We start from the raw sequence: 18,268 nt of genomic DNA, 5'->3' as shown, positions 1-18,268 counted from the left end.
TCATCAGGGTTTCTTTAGTTGAATTATTCATCCATTTGTAATGAATAAAAGAATATTTTGATTATTTCATGTAAATAGCGCTATAATGCGACAGTTTATGTCAACTTAATGTTTGTTTTATAAACATATGCATGTTATTTAAAATAACTTTCTTATATTAGCTCCTGTTAAAATCATGCAGCTATGGAAGATCAGACTAAAATCAGCCTAACTCAAAAAACATTGGCTTCTGGAAATTGTCAGGTAAAATTCATTATTGAAGATGAAGCCAAGCCTCAATACGGATATCTACTGATGAACGAGCCAAAATCGGTAGGGGAAATCATGGAAGAAATCAAAACAAGAATGGAACGTCGTAGGAAGAGTAATCCTTTTTCATTAAGTAATCCTGTCAAAGATGATCATAACTTCTATCTTTTTTCAGCATGAAAATGTTATCAAAGAATATAAGGTTCTTGAGAAATTCTAGAAATTTGACTCAAACTGATCTAGCAGACCAGCTTGGGGTTCAGCGTACGATGATTTCTGCATATGAAGATGGCAGGTCAGAACCTAAGCTTTTGGCTTTGAATAGAATTTCTGAAATATTTTCTATTTCACTGGATGAGCTTTTACACCATGATATTCAAGAATTGGGTAGGAGAGTACTTCAGCCCTCCCAAACAAAAGTGCTCACAATAGCTGTCGATGCGCATGACAATGAGCAAATTACAATGGTTGGTCAAAAGGCTTCAGCAGGTTATTTGAATGGATTTGCAGATCAAGAATACATGGAGTCATTGCCTCACATAAAGTTACCGAATCTTTCTTCACATTTGACATATAGGGCATTTGAGATAGCGGGTGATAGTATGCTTCCCTTGGTTTCTGGAACTTTGATCATAGGAAGCTATTTGGAGCATCTCAGGGACATCAAAAGCGGAAAGACATATATATTAGTAACTATCACCGAAGGGGTCGTCTACAAGCGTGTTTTTAATTATTTGGAGGAAAATGGGAAGCTTTTTTTAGTATCAGACAACGAACATTATAAGCCCTATGAGATAAAGGGAGAGGATGTACTTGAAATATGGGAAGCTAAAGCTTTCATAAGTACTGACTTTCCAAATCCAAAAGATAAAGCGGCACCTGTAACAAATGAAGATCTGTCCAAAATGATTCTTGACCTAAAAGCAGATATCATTCAGATGAAAAAGAAGTAACTAATTTATGAAGCATAGTAAATTTCTATCTTAAAAAACTGTTTTCTCGCCCATTGATCTTTAAAATTTGTTAGAAAAAAAGAATGAGGTACCAGAAACCGTAAACCTAGTACCTCAAAAAGTGTCGAGAATTTTGGTGAGGTTCAAAAAGTAATTTTTAACTATCCTCACAAAGTTTTTTTAAAAGAAACCCAAAACATGTATAACCTTTGACAAAGGTATAGTATGAGTTTGGCAAAAAAAATACCCTGATCAGGGTATTTTTTTTGATTAGATATCTTTTTTGTAATATTTTTTATTTGAAAAATTATTTCACTACTCAAACTTAAATATTAAGAGGTCTCTAATTTATTCCGCCGGTTGACTAATGTTCAATTTTTGTTTCATTAGAAAATGAACCTTAGTGATGACAAAGGATTAGTATATGCCAAGCTAATCTTCAGAGGTTTGCTTGAAGAAGGTAAGGTGTAGAAAACCTATCATTAATTTATAATTAGTGCTACAGTATCTGCCTTGGTTCTGACTTTGAGCCATTCTTCAAACTTGTTCAGTTCTTGTGTATTTGGTCTTTGTTTGAATTGTGCATAGGCCATCAGAAGGGTGTCTTGTTTTTCTTCTTGGATATTGGCAATCACGGCTCTGTTCATTGAGAATGATACTAAGTTAGGGTGGTTTACTTTTGCCTCCCTACCCAAATCCATCACTTGCTTGCTAGTCGATGCATATTGAGAGAGTTCACTTTCAAGGAAAGCTATCTTTTGATCCTTACTCTGTATCAAAGATTCATTTCTTTCATAGAGATCTTTTAGCACATCAGAACGCAGCATGTTCAGGTCAGGTGTACCGTCACCACTTTGCTTTATTCTGAGGTAAGTCTTAGTAAGGCTGAATACCTGAAGTTTATTTTGCAATCTTTCAATTTCATCTGGAGATATTTGCTCACCAACGAAGGATACTTCAATTCCACTACTATCAGGGCGATAATTTAGGGTACTGGCGATGATTTGAGCCCTGGGGAAATCTAACTCTGTTTGAATGAAAGTCTTTGCATTTTTCTCCCAAATTGTCCTAGAAACGATATTGTAAGCTAAGTATACACTAGGTACAATAGTAAGGATTGTAAAGATAGTGATATACCTCTTTACTGTCTTTTCCCTAGTGGGATCCATAAACTCCTTTTTGGGGTATTTCATAAACCTTACAATCAAATAAGTCGAAAGACTGATGAATACAGAGTTTATAAAAAATAGGTAAAAAGCACCAAAGAAATAGAGTAAATTTCCTGTGGCTAATCCATAACCAGCCGTACAAAGCGGAGGCATCAAAGCTGTCGCAATGGCTACACCAGGTATGGCATTTGATTTCTCTTTTCTAGACCCAGCAACGATCCCCGCAAGTCCTCCAAAGAGTGCAATCAGTACATCCCAGATGCTCGGTTCTGTTCTGGCTAAGAGTTCAGATTGGGCGTCGTTGAGTGGGGTGAAAGCAAAGTAAAATGTGCTTGTCAGGATACTGATCAATACAGCAATTCCAAGGTTTTTAAGAGACCTTTTGAGCAGTTCAAAATCATTGATTCCTGCCGCCATTCCTATACCCATAATCGGACCCATCAGAGGTGATATAAGCATGGCACCTATGATGACGGCAGTGGAGTTTACATTCAATCCAACAGAAGCTACAAAGATGGCAAAGATCAAAATCCAAAGATTTGCTCCCTTGAATTCAATGTTCTTTTTGATGTAATCAATTGTCTCTAGCTCGTCCTCTTTACCTTCATGCAGATCAAATCGATCTCTGAAAAAAAGCAAAAGATGTAAAATTTTATTTCTAAGCCTTAAAGGTTTTTTGGTATTTTCTTGTTCCATTTTCTTACACTTGAATGTCCAATATAAACCAAATTTTTTGATTCATAAACTGAACTTTACAAGACACAGGGTAGGGGACAAAGTCACAATTATGTATTTCTGGATTGAAAAAGATATAGTCATTTACAGGAATAGTCACAATATATAAGCTTAGAAATGGAATAATGAATTGGGTGAAAAAGAATTAATTTATAGAAATTTTGGAAGATTTAATTTAGCGTGAATTTACTATTTCTAAGTTTTTTGCAAAGAAAATAAGATTCTAATATCATTTACATGAAATTATTTAAATTGTTGAATAAAAGTTGCTTATGGTAATATTAGACATGTCTAAATTAGATTCAACTAAAAAAATTAGACAATACTAAAATTGAATTTTGTTTGAAATTCAATTCATTGGTGGAATAAAACCTTATTTTTGTTATTGAGTTAATTTCATAAATGCGAAAGATACACTAAGCCTAGTTTTTGTTATATTGAAGCATCCATATAATAATTACGACGGTAGAGATACGAACTATAAAATTTTTGAAAATGAATGAAATAAAAACTAAGATCATTTTTGTAGATGATGATAAAATTCAGCATATGATAAACAAAAAAAATATGCTAAGGATTAACCCGGATTTGGAACTTATTTTCTTCGAAAATCCTTTTTCGGCATTAGAATGGCTAAAGAGTGGAGAAGCAGACCTTTTGTTGTTGGATATCAATATGCCAGAAATGAGTGGTTGGGAGTTTTTGGAAAGTTTGGAAAATAGAGGGGTTCAAATGCCAGCTTATATGCTGAGCTCGTCAATGGATCCAGAGGATATTGAGAAGAGTAATTCCTACAGTTCTGTGAAGGGATTTTTAATAAAACCATTGCAAATTTCAGCGATAAAATCGCTCTTAGAATAGTAAAATTTAGATTAAAACATTTTGAAGATTTTCGTTATCTAGAAAGCAAAATTTATGTCAGAACAATCTGAAAAGAACAAGCCAGTATTGACGAAAAAACTTGATAAGTTTTTGACCGGTTTGGCAAATGCGTTTCGCTTTGTCAAAAGGTTTTTTCAAGAGGTCTGGTTGCCACCCTATGAGTTTAAAGAGATCCTTAGGCAATGTTATGAAATCGGCTATCGATCTCTACCGTTGATTTCATTGACTGGCTTTATTGTTGGTATAGTTTTTACCAATCAATCGAGACCTTCCTTGACGGAGTTTGGAGCCACTTCATGGCTACCTGCATTGATTTCAATTGCTATCATCAGGGCAATGGGTCCTTTGGTGACAGCGCTTATTGCAGCTGGTAAAGTAGGCTCAAGTATAGGTGCTGAAATAGGCTCCATGAAGGTGACAGAGCAAATCGATGCTATGGAAGTGTCGGCTATCAATCCTTTCAAATATCTTGTCGTTAGCCGTACCATTGCGACTACTTTAATGATCCCTATATTGGTACTATATACCGATTTTGTGGCATTGATAGGTTCATTTATCAATGTCAATCAAAATGAACTTGTCAGCTTGTCATCCTTCTTTGTACAGGTTTTTGAGGCTATTTCGTTCCTGGATGTGTTTTCTTCTTTGATCAAATCATTGGTCTTTGGATTTACCATAGGTATCGTAGGTTGTTATAAGGGATATAATTCTTCCAATGGTACAGAGGGAGTAGGTAAAGCAGCAAATGCTTCTGTAGTAATGTCGATGTTCTTAATATTCATTGAGGAGCTTCTAGCCTTACAAATTGTAAACGCAATCAGGTATGCATAGGGAAGAGGAAAAAGTAGTAGAAATCCGAGGAGTGAAAAAATCCTTTGATGAAAACCACGTCTTACGTGGAGTTGATCTAGATCTGCACAAAGGTGAGAATCTGGTTGTTTTAGGTAAGTCTGGTACTGGTAAATCTGTTTTGATCAAACTTATGGTTGGGCTTCTCAAGCAAGATGAAGGTTCTATTACCATTCTTGGGAAAAATACCGACAACCTTAAATTGAAAGAATTGAATAAGTTGAGGTTGAAAATAGGTTTTGCATTTCAAGCTTCTGCCTTATACGATAGTATGACAGTCCGTGAAAACCTAGAGTTTCCACTAGTTCGTAATGTAAAAAACCTATCTAGGAAAGAAATCAATAAAAAAGTAGAAGGTTTACTGGATTCTGTAGGTTTGCCGAAGACTATCAATCAAATGCCTGCAGAGCTTTCTGGTGGGCAAAAGAAGAGGATTGGAATAGCTAGAACTTTGATTTTGGAACCAGAGATCATGCTGTACGATGAACCTACAGCGGGATTGGACCCTACGACTTGTATAGATATCAATAACCTGATCAATCAAGTCAAAGAAGAGTATAACACTTCATCTATTGTGATCACCCATGATCTTACATGCGCCAAAGTCACAGGAGATAGGATGGCGGTATTGATCGATGGACAATTTCAAGCCGTAGGCCCGTTTGAAGAAGTATTTGCGCAAGCTACAAACCCAAGGATAAAATCATTTTATGACTATAATTTCATTCAATAATGAGAAACGATAATAAAAAAACCGTTTTGGTCGGTGTATTTGTACTGATCGGAATCATCATCTTAGTGGCTGGAATCATGACGCTAGGTGGTCAGCAAAAGAAATTTGTAAAGAGCATCAGTTTAAAAGCAGTGTTTGACGATGTAGCTGGTTTACAGACTGGGAATAATGTGTGGTTTTCTGGTGTGAAGATAGGTACAGTAAAGAAAATTCACTTCTACGGTGACTCTCAAGTAGAGATAGAAATGAATGTTGAATCAAAGTCAAAAGATTATATTAGAAAAGATTCCAAAGCCACAATCAGTTCAGATGGTCTTATTGGGAACAAAATCATTGTAATCTATGGTGGAACCTCTCAAGCTCCAGTGGTAGAGAATGGAGATAGGTTAGTGTCAGAAATGCCACTAGATACAGATAAGATGATGGAAACATTGCAGGAAAATAATAACAACCTTGTTTCGATTACAAATGACCTTAAAGTCTTGACTGGTAAAATTGCTGAGGGAGAAGGTATCATCGGGGCTGTTTTGACAGATTCTACATTGGCCATGAATTTTAGGAACATGATGGTTAGCTTAGAAAAAACAGCAGTAAAAAGTAATCAAATGGCCAACGACCTTGCAAAGCTGTCAGCAAACCTTAACCAAGAAGGAAATCTTGTGCATGATTTGCTAACAGATAAAGAAATCTACGGAAATCTTCAAAAATCAATTGTTGACCTTCAGTCAACGGCAGACAATGCAAAAGAGATGACCAGTAACTTGAATGCGGTTACCAATAAATTGAACAGTACTGACAATGCAGTAGGGACACTTTTGAATGATGCGGAGTTTAACAATACACTTAAAAGTACAATGGTAAACATTGATAGTTCAACCATGAACTTGAATAGAGGTCTTGAGGCATTAGAGTACACTTGGCCATTCAGAAGAGGTTTCAAAAGAATGAATAGGGCCAACAATTAATTCTGGGTGGTTTGTGAGGACACAAATCTAAAGAAGAGCACCAAATGAGAGGTAGGAAGCCACAAACTTAAATGAGGATATAATTAAAAAGCAATACTTGAACAAAGTTCAAGTATTGCTTGAATTGAACAGTGTTCAATAAAAGTAATATACAGCTCTTCTGAAAAGAAGGGCTTTTTTTATCAACTAATTCAATCACTTTTCTTCAAATCGCCTTTTATAACTTTTATTACCCGATTATCGAGGTAGGGTTTGATCCCTTTTTTTCTTGGAGTATTTTCGATAATACACATTCCTAGATTAATATGAGAAAAGTTTACTTAACCTTAGTTTCTCTTCTGATCTGTACCTTAAGTATAGCTCAGCAGATTCCCACACCGAAGGAACATTTTGGGTTCAATATTGGAGATGATTATCAGTTGGCTACTTTTGAAGCTACAGACGTTTATTTTCGTAAGCTCGCAGAATTATCCGATCGCGTCAAATTTGTAGAAATCGGTACTTCAGAAGAAGGAAGGCAAATGCCTATGATGATCATCACTTCACCAGAAAATCATCAAAAATTAGCTCAGTACAAGGAGATTTCTCAGAAACTTGGAAGGGCAGAAGTCAGTGAAGAGGAAGCAAGAAGGCTTTCTAAAATCGGTAAGCCAGTAGTCTGGATAGACGGTGGGCTTCACTCTACAGAGACAGTAGCTTCTCATCAGTTGATAGAAACCTACTATCAATTGGTAAGCAAAGAGGACGAAGAGACATTGAGATTGCTTGACGACTTGGTGATTCTTCTGGTTCATACCAACCCTGATGGGCAAGAGATCATTACCAATTGGTACATGGGACAAGAGGATCCTGAAAAAAGAAACATGAGATCACCTTATATGTATCAGAAGTATGTTGGCCATGATAACAACAGAGATTTTTTCATGAATAATATGAAAGAATCTACGAACCTGTCTCTTCAACAATATGTAGAATGGATCCCACAGATTATATACAACCATCACCAAACTTCTCCAGCCGGAACAGTAGTAGCAGGACCTCCATATAGAGATCCATTCAATCATGTTTTTGATCCATTGATCATGACAAGTCTGGATGGAGTAGGTGCTGCGATGATTAATAGACTAAATGTGGAAGACAAGCCAGGATATACCCGCTTAAGTGGATCGGTATTTTCCTCATGGTGGAATGGTGGACTACGTACGACTCCTTACTTTCACAACATCATTGGTATACTTACCGAAACCACTGGAAGTCCAACACCCTCAGAAATTCCACTTGTTCCAGAGCGATTGATTCCAACACATGCAACACCTTATCCAATTGAGCCGCAATCTTGGAATTTCAAAAAGTCTATAGATTATTCTGTATCTATGAATTATGCCGTCTTGGATTTTGCTAGTAGAAATGCCGATGCCTTACTTTTCAATATTTATAAGATGGGGAAAAACGCTATCGATAAAGGCAATATGGATCATTGGACGAAGTATCCTAAACGATCAGATGCTGTGACTGCGGCATATGATGCTGATAAGCCAGATGAATCTAGCAACAATAGCTGGAGAAGAACAATGCCTACGTCCTATTTCGACAAAGTGTTCAAAGATCCAGCGCTTAGAGACCCTAGAGGTTTTATACTATCAGCTGATCAAACAGACTTTCCTACGGCAGTCAAATTTCTCAATGCATTGATCAAATCGGGTGTACAAGTACATCAGGCAACAGAAGCATTTTCAGTAGCTGGAAAAAATTATCCTAAAGGGTCTTACATTGTGAAGACAGCTCAAGCTTTCAGACCTCATGTTTTGGATATGTTTGAACCACAAGATCACCCAAATGATTTTATGTATCCAGGAGGTCCTCCAGTTAGACCTTATGATGCAGCGGGCTGGACTTTAGCATTCTCTATGGGAGTAGATTTTGATAGGATTTTAGATAAATTCGATGGACCTTTCCAAGCATTACCATACGGCGAAGTGCTTCCTATGCCTTCACAGCAATTACCTTCAGGTACTGGATTTATCGTAGATGGAAGAGTCAACAATGCTTTCATAGCAATCAATGACCTACTGAAAGCAGGTATTGAAGTACAGAGAATCACTGAGGATTTTGACGAATTTCCTGCAGGAGCATTTTATGTAGGAGCTAGAGGCAAAGAGATTTTACAAAATGCGGCAAAAGCGTATGGTATTAAAGTGAAATCTGGTTCAAAACCAAAATCAACCAAGAAAATTTCCCCGTCAAGAATTGCTTTGTTTGATTACTATGGAGGATCTATGCCGTCTGGCTGGGTTAGATGGATGCTGGAACAATACAACTATACCTTCCAAGTAGTTTATCCTCAAGAAATAGATAAGGGCGACCTAAATGCTAAATATGACGTGATGCTATTTATAGGTCCGGGAACACCAAGCTTAGGTAGTACGATGTCAAGAAATCAAATGGATGAGCAAGATATTCCTGAAGAATATCATGCACTCTTAGGAAGTTTGTCAGCGGAGAAGTCAGTTCCAGAAGTTAAGAAGTTTATCGAGAAGGGTGGAAAAGTGATCGCAGTTGGAGCAGCTACTTCCTTAGCTTATCACTTGGATTTGCCTGTGAAAAATGCTCTGGTTGAACTCAATTCAGAAGGAAAAGAAAAACCTTTACCAGGAGATAAGTATTACATTCCAGGAAGTATACTTAAGGCAAATATTGCCACAAATCATCCTGTCAACTTTGGTATGGCTGAAACGGCAAATATGACTTTCAATAACTCACCTGTATTCAAGTTAGCAGACAATGCAAAAGATATAACCCCATTGGCATGGTTTGACGAATCGTCTCCATTGGTAAGTGGATGGGCATGGGGCGAATCATATCTGAAAAATGGCGTTGTTGCTTTCGAAGCCAACTTGGGAAAAGGAAAGCTGATTGCTTTTGGACCTGAAGTCACTTTCCGTGCACAATCTCATGGCACCTTCAAAATGCTATTCAACAACTTGTATAATGTAAAATAGTATTATAATAAAATCTTTGTGCCTTGGCAAGGTGTTTTCAAAAGTTTAAAAACTTTCAAGCATCATTACCAAGGCACAAAGGTTGTTTTGAATTTTTACTCCATTAGCGCAAAGAACTTATCCAAATCAGGGATAATAACTATTCTTGTTCTTCTATTTTTGGCCATGTTTTCTGGCGTATCATTGTCGACTACTGGCATGTAACTGCTTCTTCCAGCTGCAATCAGTTTTTCAGGGTCTACGTTATATTTTGATTGCAGGGCCCTAACAATTGATGTTGCTCTTTTTACACTCAAATCCCAATTATCTTGAACTGTAGCTGTACTGATACTTCTTGGGTCAGTGTGACCTTCTATCATTACCTCCATGGAAGGCTCTGAGTTGATTACTTCGGCCAATCTTGAAAGAAGACCATCAGCATTTCTACTTACCATGAAGCTTCCTGTATTGAATAGTAACCTATCCGAAACAGATATCATTACGACTGTCTTGTCAATGTCTATCTGGATGTCTTCATTTTCTTGAGCAGATCCATCTGTGATAGATTGCTTAAGGTTATGAGAAATAGCGATGTTGACAGAGTCTTCCAGTGTTTTGGCATTTGCCAATTCAGCTTGATCTACTTTTGAAAGGGTTGCTTTTAATTTTTCTCGACCATTATTCGACATGGGTACTTTTCCATCAATACTGAATTTGGCATCTCCTTCGGCGCGAAGTGAATTGATTTTTGCATTATACTCTTCAACTCTTCTTTCAATACGAGCAAATCGCTCTTCCAAAATTCTATTTTCTTCTTCTAGCTTATCTTTTTCAGCTGTAGTTTCTGCCAAATTGTAAGCTGTAGTATTGTAGTCGTTTTCTAATGCTACATACTTCTTTTTTGATACACATGATGCGATAAGTGTACCAGAAAGTAGGGTGATTGCTATTGTCTTTTTCATAAGTTGGTAATTGTTTGGCGGGTTGTTTCCAAAAACAAAGCCATTGAAAAAATAGCAAGTAAATACTACAGTATAAATGTCAAGTAGAAGGAGTATTTTGTCGAAAATCAAATAAAAATGTATGAGTTTAGAATTTTAAAATAAACTCTTGCAGGTTTTCTTCTCTTACTAACTCAAGCTTTTTCCTAAGACGATATCTTGCAATTTCAACACCTCTTACAGAAATATTCATGAGATAAGCTATCTCTTTTGTACTCAAGTTCATTCTAAGATATGCGCTAAGTTTGATTTCCTGAGGGCTCAGTGCAGGATAGGCTTTTTTGAATCTACTCATAAAATCTCCATGAACTTGATCAAAATGTATCTCAAATTGCTCCCAATCTTCATCTTCAGCTATGTTCTTTTCTATGTTCTTGATTACCTTTTGAATTTCATTTTTGACTTCTTGATTTTTACTTTTTTTGATAATGCCTCCAAGGTTAGTCTTCAAATGATCAATAAACCCATTTTTGGTAATAAGGTGCATGGTAGCCGTAGCTAACTCCTTATCTTTTAATTGAATTTCTTGAAGTAGGTTTTCATTTTTCAGTTTTTCGACTTCTTGGAGAGAGCTTTTAAGTTCTGACTCTTTTTCTTCAATGACCTGTTGAGAGGCATTTTTTATTCTTTGGGTTTTCTTTTGGTATTTTTTATCTATCGATCTGTAAAATATAAAAGCACCAAATACGGATATAAAAATGTAGAATGCATAAGCAATGCCACTTCTATACCATGGGGGCAGTACCTCAAATGTCCAACTGGAAGGTGCCGCGGTGATGCCGTTCTGATCTTTACTCCTCACGTGGAAGGTATATTTACCTTCTCTTAAATTTGTGTATGCTTTTTCATTTTTATACACCCATTCGCCATACTCTTCTTCAAATCCTTCAAGCCAATATTGGAATGCAAGAAATTGTTCGTTGGCTGGAGTTGGATTGCTTGCTTCAAACCTTAGGTTAGATTTTTTGTAAGGGATTTTAATGGAAAATGGCTTGTCTTTCTCTATGTTTCCATCATAAATTAATGAATCAGTAAGTCCCGTAATATAGACTGACCTAATCAATGTAGGGTAAAAGTTGGTTTTTGTTTTTTTATCATTTAGACTGAATCTTATAAAGCCATCATTGGCTGCAAACAATACTTCATTGTTTTTGATTGATGCAATGTTTTGAAGATCATCATTTAGCAATTTCCTGATTTGATTAAAGTCTTCTTGATGTTTCTGAAAAGTACCATCTGCTTTTTTTTCTAAAACACCTGCATTGTTTTCACCGATGTAAAATATGTTGCCAAGTTGATCCTCAAGCAGAAAATGCAGAATTTCATCTCTTTTAAAATATTTCAAAAAATACTCGTCAATCTCAAATCGATTGGAAGCTTTATCATATTTAAAAATTCCAGCTTGGGTGGTAAATACAAGTTGGTTCTTGATTGTCCATACATTGTTTAAGACATTGGTTGGTAGTCCAAATTCAGACCCAAATACCTCAACGGAAACTCGTTCTAATTGATTGTCTAGTATTAACTTATAGAGACCTTTGTAACCATGAGCTACCCAAATATTACCATCAGTATCTTGCTCTATGATTCTACTTGATTCGTTGAAGCCTTTCAGTTGCCTCAAAAACTTCACTTCATCATTCTCAATTTTATAGATGTATAAGCCGTTGTATCCTCCGACTAAAAGGTGGTTAGGATGATTTTTCAGAATTTGAAAGTTCCATATTCCTGCTGGACCTGGCACTTTTTCTATTCTATCATTCCGCAGTATGAAAACACCATCATGATGTGCCACCAAAAGCATGTTTTGAATGGTTTTGATCTGATAGACTTGACCATAAGAGTTTTGAACCATTTGAGCTTTTGAGGCAGTGAATTTATCTATATTTTTCATGAGAAATACCCCATTGCTTGTGCCAAAATAGATGTTTCCTTGGTGGTAGCAAGCATGATATCCAGTACCAGACAAACCTGATGATTGATTAAGAAGTGAAAATTGAGCATTCAATTCTATGATAGAAATACCATTGTTGTGACCAAGCCAAAGATTCCCATTGAGGTCTTCAAAAAGAGAAAGAATTGTGTTGTTATTCAATCCATTTTCTTCATTATGATCTGAAATAGCTATGCCTTCAGTAGACACGATAATTAAACCTTGATCTTGAGTGCCAATGGCAATGTTTCCATTTTTTAATTGAATTGCGGTGTTGATATTATTTGATAGGGGAGTATTCCAGCGTTCTACCTGATTGCCTTGAAGTTTGAATATACCATTCTGTTTAGAGAAAACGATTTGATAATCAGAAGATATTTGTAATATTGAAGTGATAGGGATATTTGTAAAATGACCTTCCTTGCCTATTGGTTCTAGATTTGTATTTTCAACTTTGTATAATCCTCTTCCCGTTTCATTCAAATAAACTTGATTTTGATGAAAGTGAAAGCTATCAAATGAGCTTTTTGTAGAGATTTCGCTGTGATAAGTTTTATCTTTTTTAAATACAAATATCCTGTTGTTTGTACAAAAATATACCTCCGAATTTGTAACGAATACTTTCCAAACTTCTTCCAAATTTTGAAATGCTTCGGGGATTTGAGATTTAAGAGAATTAAACCTTAACTGACCTATTTCATTTGGTGAAAAATATCCAAAGTCTCCTTGACCAGCCACATATATTGCACCATCATCAGCTATTTGAACATGTCTGATTTTTGTCCCTGAAGGTAGCGCATATCTTCTCCATGAGCTTCCGTCATATTCCAGCAAGCCAAAATTGTTTGCCACATAGATCAGCCCATCACTATTTTGAGCGATGGCATAGTTTTGTATGCCTCCACTGTATACTTGACTGGAATAGTAAGTTATAATAGGTGTTCCCAATTGTTGTGATTGAAGACTTACCCCAGAGATAAATGAAAACATGAAAATTAAAAATCTTTTCATTTTTTAGTTTAATGATACTTTTAGTAAGATAGTAATTTTATAAATGATGTAATAATATTTGTCAATTAATGAGTTATTGAAAAAAATAAAAATAGGCTATATTTTTATTTCAATCGATATTATTAAATCATTTGATGAGTTTTTGAGAAAGTAGATTTTTAGTATTGATGTATTATTGATGTATATGTTTTTTTCACATTGATTAGATAATTTTCAAATTTAGTGTTTCAATAAATCCAAAATTCAAATGAAAAAACTAATACTATTTTGTATTGTGTTTGCGATCCATTATGGACTGTGGGCACAAGGTGATGTAGTAAGGGGTCAAGTCAAAGACGACACTGGATTCCCGCTACCAGGAGTGAGTGTTTTGAAGTTGAAAACTACCGAAGGAACTGTTACTGATTTAGATGGTAATTTCTCTATCAATGCAGCGGTCGGTGATGAGCTTCAATTTACTTTTATGGGTTTCAAAACTCAAGTGATTCCAATAGGTTCTTCCCAAAGAATTGATGTCACTTTGTTAGAAGACCTCACCAACTTAAATGAGGTCGTGGTAATTGGCTATGGAACGGCTACCAAGAAGGAATTGACTGGTGCAACTTCTCAAGTAAAAGGTGAAGCCATAGAAAGAATGAACATGCCACGGGTAGATCAAGCGTTGCAAGGTCAGCTAGCTGGTGTTAATATTACTACCAACTCTGGAGCTCCAGGGGGTACTTCCAATATCCGTATCAGGGGTATCGGGACTTTTGGAAATAATGATCCATTGATCTTGGTAGATGGTGTGATTTACGATGCTGCTGGTCTCAATGCTTTGAATCCGAATGATATAGAGTCAGTCAATGTCCTAAAAGATGGTACAGCTGGGATCTATGGTGTAAGGGCAGCTAATGGAGTGATCTTGATTGAAACCAAGAAAGGTAATTTGGGGTCTAAGCCGCGCCTGGATTTTACAGCATACTATGGCGTTCAAGAGACGGCTAGAAGGTTAGACTTACTCAATGCGAGGGAATTTGCTATTTTGAAGAATGAGGCATTTGCCGCAGGTGGTCAACCTATGCCATTTAACAATGTAGAACTTGGGGAAGGTACTAATTGGCAAAATGAAGTATTTCAGACAGCACAAGTTCAAGAGTATAATCTAACAGTGACTGGTGGATCAGAAAAAACTTCGTATTCTATTGGAGGGTCTTATTTTTCACAGCAAGGTATAGTTGGTGGGCCAAAAGCCAATTTTGAGAGATATAACGCAAGGATCAATTTCACAACTGAGCTTGCCCCGAAAGTGAAACTTACCAATGTATTACTATATACTAGAGAAGAAAGTAAAGGTCTTCCTCAAGGAGGAATTGGGTCAGTATTGTATAACACCATAAATGCATACCCAACGGAGTCGGTATTTGTAGGAGATAGGTTTTCTTATCTAGAGAATGTCAATGACATCATCAATCCATTGGCTCAAATGCAAAATACTTATAATGATACCTGGGTTAATAAATTGGTAGGTAAAGAAGAGATTGAATACAAGATCAATAACAACTTTACAGCTACAGGTAGAGCAGGTTACAACTTTGCCATGGTAGACGCCAAAGCTTTTAATCCATTGGTATGGTATGGGCCAGGTAAATTTGCCAATTCAGCAAGAAATGCAAACTTGGATCCAGTATTGGTTGATGTAGGAGGAGTACAGATCGAGAGAGGTGCTAATGTAACAGAATCAAGAAATACTTTTTTGGATTATAATTTAGAAGCATTTCTGAACTATGAAAATGTTTTCAAAGAAGATCATACTGTCAAAGGAATGTTTGGGGTTTCTTTGGTGGGAAACAGAAGTGAGGGTCTAAATGGAGTCGGGTTTAATATTCCCAACAACGATTTAAACTTTGCTGATATTTCTGCCAATCAAGCTCCAGGAGGATTTCTTAATAATGTTGGTTCTTTTCAAAGTAGACAGAGGCTGACATCTGCTTTTATGAGAGCTGAATATGATTATCAAAAAAGATACTTGGTATCTGCGGTGATCAGAAGAGACGGTTCTTCAAACTTTGGTCCAAACAATAGAATTGGCTATTTCCCAGCAATTTCAGGTGCATGGGTTATTTCTGATGAATCGTTTTTCAATGCTGGTTTCATAGATTTCATGAAGCTAAGGACAAGTTTTGGGATCTCTGGGAATGATCAAATCGGCCTTTTTAGATACAGAGGGCTATTAAATGGATCAGCTACTTATGTGTTCAATGACTTGATTGTCAATGGCGCTGCAATTGGCGCTACTAGTAATCCAGATCTGAAATGGGAGACAACGTACCAGACCAATATTGGCTTGGATTTTTCACTATTCAATGCATTAGATTTTACAGCCAATTATTTTATCAAAAACACCAAAGACTTACTTTTCCAACCTGACGTTTCCGCTTTATTAGGATCTTATGGGCCAGGTGGTTTTCCACCAGTGATCAATGCTGGTGACGTGATGAACAGAGGTATAGAATTAGAATTGGGTTATGGAACGTCCAAAAAGGGTGGTGTCAACTTTAGGTTTGATTATAATGTAACATTTCTTAAAAATGAAGTGACAGCAGTACCAGAAGGTTTTGAATTTATCCCAGGGGCAGCTTTTAGTGTCGGTGGAAATGTCGCTACAAGGTTTGAGAAAGGATTCCCTATCGGATATTTCATAGGTTATCAGACAGATGGAATCTTCCAGACTCCTGAGGAAATTGCATCAAATCCAGTTTCACAAGCAGGAGCACAGCCAGGTGACTTGAGGTTTGTAGACCAGAATGGAGATGGGGTAATCAATTTCGGTGATGATTCAGACAGAACGATGATTGGATCTCCAATACCAGATGTGGTGATGGGTTTCAATTTCTCTGTAGACTTCAAAGGTTTTGATTTTGGAGCGAATATCTATGCAGCTTTGGGTCAAGATATCATCAGAAACTATGAAAGACAGCAGCCTTGGGCTAATCAGCTCAGCTATAACATCAACAGATGGACAGGTCCAGGGTCTACTAATGAGGTTCCTAGGTTGACAACTGGCCCTACTCGAAACACAGTTTTCTCTGACTTTTATGTAGAGGATGGTTCTTTCTTGAGACTGAGAAATGTACAGCTAGGGTATACCCTTCCTTCTCAAGTTTCTCAGAAGATTGGCATGCAATATTTCAGGCTATATGTAGCAGCGAATAACCTGGTGACTTTGACAAGGTATCAAGGTTTTGATCCTGATGTGGGATCTGGCAATCCACTTTTTGCGGGTGTAGACAATGGTATATATCCTCAAGCAAGAACTATCATGGCTGGTGTTAACATTAAATTTTAAAAATCATGAAACGAATATATAAGTGGTTACTCATTATACCAATAGGTGTATTTTCAGCTTGCGATAGCTTGCTGGATGTAGATCCTGAGTTCACTCAGGATGCAGAGAATTTTTTCAATACCCCAGAGGATTTCAATAGGGCTATCATCGGTGTATATGATATGATGCAACCAGCCTATTTGAACATTTGGATAGGGGAAATCGCCTCAGACAATTCAATAGCTGGGGGTGAAAGTGTAAATGACACGAGAGGGCTTCATGAGATTCAAGACATGACTCATGGTGGTGTCAATGATGAACTCAGGGCTGTGATGCGGGTGAATTATACTGGTATTGCAAGAGCGAATTATATCTTTGAAAATCAAAATAAAATTGATTTCCAAGGTAAGAATTTGATTTTGGCAGAAGCCAGAATGATGCGTGCTTATTTTTATTTCAATCTTGTAAATTACTTTGGGGATATGCCATTGATCATAGACAGACGTCTTTCAATCAATGAAGTATCTAGTACACCAAGAACGCCAAAGGCTGAAATTTATACTCAAATTGAATCAGATTTAAGAGCAGCCATTGAAGTACTACCTGCAACGGTCAGCGAGACTGGTAGACTAACCTCTGGAGCTGCGAGAGCATTATTGGGAAAAGTATTGCTCTATCAAAACAAATTTGGTGAGGCGGCCACTGTCTTAGGAGGTTTGATCGATAATAATGCAGGTGGTTACTCTTTGTTTGAGGATTTTACGACTTTGTTTCTAGTAGCCAATCAGAATGTATCTGAAGATGTCTTTACGATTCAGTTCTCTGGTTTGAATGGTGGTGATTATGGATGCTTGATCTGTCTGAATGGTAATGCAGCAGTTGGTTTTCACGGCGTAAGACAGTACGAAGGGCCTTTTTATGCCGATGGGAACAGTTACAATCTACCAACTCAGGATTTGTATGATGCCTTTGATGATAATGACATCAGGAGAGATGCGACGATATTGGATATAGATGCCTTCATTGCTTCTCAACCTAATCCTTCCAGCATTACTTATGCTATAGGAGGTGGAGGTCACACTGGATATTTTCAAAATAAATATATCAAAAGGGCTAATGAGTTAGGTCTTCCGGATGATGATTTGACAAGTCCTCTGAATTATAGGGTGATCAGATGGGCTGATGTGTTGCTTATGGCAGCAGAAGCTTTTCAAAGGTCAGGGAATGATGGAAGAGCCAGAACTGAACTCAATAAAGTACGTCAGAGAGCAGGTATGGCAGGTATCAATGCTTCAGGAGATGCGCTCTATCAAGCGATCTTAAGAGAAAGAAGACTGGAACTCTCCGGAGAGGGATATAGATTCTGGGATTTGGTCAGAACGGGACAAGCCGCTACTGCTATCAGTGGTTTTGTGACAGGCAAGCATGAGTTGTTTCCAATTCCGCAAGTTGAAATCGACTTGGTCGGAGGTACTTGGAGTCAAAATCCTGGTTATTAAAATA

At 36.9% G+C, this 18,268-nt stretch carries 12 protein-coding genes; 9 read left to right on the top strand and 3 right to left on the bottom strand.

What is annotated here, in order from left to right; genetic code table 11:
• Window positions 1–183 precede the first annotated feature (183 nt).
• On the top strand, window positions 184–429 hold the full coding sequence (locus MM239_RS10845) for a hypothetical protein (protein ID WP_241348261.1): 246 nt from the start codon (window positions 184–186) through the stop codon (window positions 427–429).
• Window positions 426–1,202 (top strand): XRE family transcriptional regulator, encoded by a 777-nt coding sequence (locus MM239_RS10840; protein WP_241348260.1) that lies wholly within the window; start codon window positions 426–428, stop codon window positions 1,200–1,202. Before MM239_RS10845 ends, MM239_RS10840 begins: the two co-directional genes overlap by 4 nt.
• 482 nt (window positions 1,203–1,684) lie before the next feature.
• Here the strand turns inward: MM239_RS10840 and MM239_RS10835 are convergent, their stop codons facing one another.
• Window positions 1,685–3,067 carry a TIGR00341 family protein gene (locus tag MM239_RS10835; RefSeq protein WP_241348259.1) on the bottom strand — a complete coding sequence of 461 codons (1,383 nt, stop codon included), beginning with the start codon at window positions 3,065–3,067 and terminating at the stop codon, window positions 1,685–1,687.
• A 534-nt stretch (window positions 3,068–3,601) separates the two neighbouring features.
• Between MM239_RS10835 and MM239_RS10830 the strand changes: the two genes are divergently transcribed.
• The 5 genes from MM239_RS10830 (at window position 3,602) to MM239_RS10810 (ending at window position 9,534) form a co-directional block, all read left to right on the top strand.
• The gene (locus tag MM239_RS10830; RefSeq protein WP_241348258.1) at window positions 3,602–3,967 is read left to right on the top strand and encodes a response regulator; all 366 of its coding nucleotides are present in this window, start codon (window positions 3,602–3,604) and stop codon (window positions 3,965–3,967) included.
• A 54-nt stretch (window positions 3,968–4,021) separates the two neighbouring features.
• Window positions 4,022–4,819: an MlaE family ABC transporter permease gene (locus MM239_RS10825; RefSeq protein WP_241348257.1), complete on the top strand. Its 798-nt coding sequence runs from the start codon at window positions 4,022–4,024 to the stop codon at window positions 4,817–4,819.
• Window positions 4,812–5,570 carry an ABC transporter ATP-binding protein gene (locus MM239_RS10820; RefSeq protein ID WP_241348256.1) on the top strand — a complete coding sequence of 253 codons (759 nt, stop codon included), beginning with the start codon at window positions 4,812–4,814 and terminating at the stop codon, window positions 5,568–5,570. The genes MM239_RS10825 and MM239_RS10820 overlap by 8 nt, the downstream gene beginning before the upstream one ends.
• Window positions 5,570–6,535, top strand: a complete 966-nt coding sequence (locus MM239_RS10815; protein WP_241348255.1) for an MlaD family protein — start codon at window positions 5,570–5,572, stop codon at window positions 6,533–6,535. The genes MM239_RS10820 and MM239_RS10815 overlap by 1 nt, the downstream gene beginning before the upstream one ends.
• Window positions 6,536–6,840: 305 nt before the next feature.
• Complete coding sequence (locus tag MM239_RS10810) at window positions 6,841–9,534, top strand: M14 family metallopeptidase (protein WP_241348254.1); 2,694 nt, start codon at window positions 6,841–6,843, stop codon at window positions 9,532–9,534.
• A 95-nt stretch (window positions 9,535–9,629) separates the two neighbouring features.
• On the opposite strand, the gene MM239_RS10805 is transcribed toward MM239_RS10810, so the two are convergent.
• Window positions 9,630–10,475 (bottom strand): OmpA/MotB family protein, encoded by an 846-nt coding sequence (locus tag MM239_RS10805; protein ID WP_241348253.1) that lies wholly within the window; start codon window positions 10,473–10,475, stop codon window positions 9,630–9,632.
• 127 nt (window positions 10,476–10,602) lie between these two features.
• A complete protein-coding gene (locus MM239_RS10800) occupies window positions 10,603–13,458 on the bottom strand; it encodes a triple tyrosine motif-containing protein (protein WP_241348252.1) in 2,856 nt (951 codons plus the stop codon).
• Between the two features lie 247 nt (window positions 13,459–13,705).
• On the opposite strand from MM239_RS10800, the gene MM239_RS10795 reads away from it, so the two are divergent.
• Window positions 13,706–16,786: a SusC/RagA family TonB-linked outer membrane protein gene (locus tag MM239_RS10795; protein WP_241348251.1), complete on the top strand. Its 3,081-nt coding sequence runs from the start codon at window positions 13,706–13,708 to the stop codon at window positions 16,784–16,786.
• Between the two features lie 5 nt (window positions 16,787–16,791).
• Complete coding sequence (locus MM239_RS10790; RefSeq protein ID WP_241348250.1) at window positions 16,792–18,264, top strand: RagB/SusD family nutrient uptake outer membrane protein; 1,473 nt, start codon at window positions 16,792–16,794, stop codon at window positions 18,262–18,264.
• The last annotated feature ends 4 nt before the right edge of the window (window positions 18,265–18,268 follow it).

Source organism: Belliella filtrata (assembly GCF_022549775.1).
GTDB classification, from domain to species: domain Bacteria; phylum Bacteroidota; class Bacteroidia; order Cytophagales; family Cyclobacteriaceae; genus Belliella; species Belliella filtrata.
Note: the sequence above shows the minus strand (reverse complement) of the source record. Positions and strands in the feature narration are given on the sequence as shown.

Excerpts from the sequence above, each read along its gene's own strand:
- MM239_RS10840 (WP_241348260.1), top strand. The coding sequence starts at position 426 with ATGAAAATGTTATCAAAGAATATAAGGTTCTTGAGAAATTCTAGAAAT.
- MM239_RS10835 (WP_241348259.1), bottom strand. The coding sequence starts at position 3,067 with ATGGAACAAGAAAATACCAAAAAACCTTTAAGGCTTAGAAATAAAATT.
- MM239_RS10825 (WP_241348257.1), top strand. The coding sequence starts at position 4,022 with ATGTCAGAACAATCTGAAAAGAACAAGCCAGTATTGACGAAAAAACTT.
- MM239_RS10815 (WP_241348255.1), top strand. The coding sequence starts at position 5,570 with ATGAGAAACGATAATAAAAAAACCGTTTTGGTCGGTGTATTTGTACTG.
- MM239_RS10795 (WP_241348251.1), top strand. The coding sequence starts at position 13,706 with ATGAAAAAACTAATACTATTTTGTATTGTGTTTGCGATCCATTATGGA.
- MM239_RS10790 (WP_241348250.1), top strand. The coding sequence starts at position 16,792 with ATGAAACGAATATATAAGTGGTTACTCATTATACCAATAGGTGTATTT.
- MM239_RS10805 (WP_241348253.1), bottom strand. The coding sequence starts at position 10,475 with ATGAAAAAGACAATAGCAATCACCCTACTTTCTGGTACACTTATCGCA.
- MM239_RS10830 (WP_241348258.1), top strand. The coding sequence starts at position 3,602 with ATGAATGAAATAAAAACTAAGATCATTTTTGTAGATGATGATAAAATT.
- MM239_RS10800 (WP_241348252.1), bottom strand. The coding sequence starts at position 13,458 with ATGAAAAGATTTTTAATTTTCATGTTTTCATTTATCTCTGGGGTAAGT.
- MM239_RS10845 (WP_241348261.1), top strand. The coding sequence starts at position 184 with ATGGAAGATCAGACTAAAATCAGCCTAACTCAAAAAACATTGGCTTCT.
- MM239_RS10820 (WP_241348256.1), top strand. The coding sequence starts at position 4,812 with ATGCATAGGGAAGAGGAAAAAGTAGTAGAAATCCGAGGAGTGAAAAAA.
- MM239_RS10810 (WP_241348254.1), top strand. The coding sequence starts at position 6,841 with ATGAGAAAAGTTTACTTAACCTTAGTTTCTCTTCTGATCTGTACCTTA.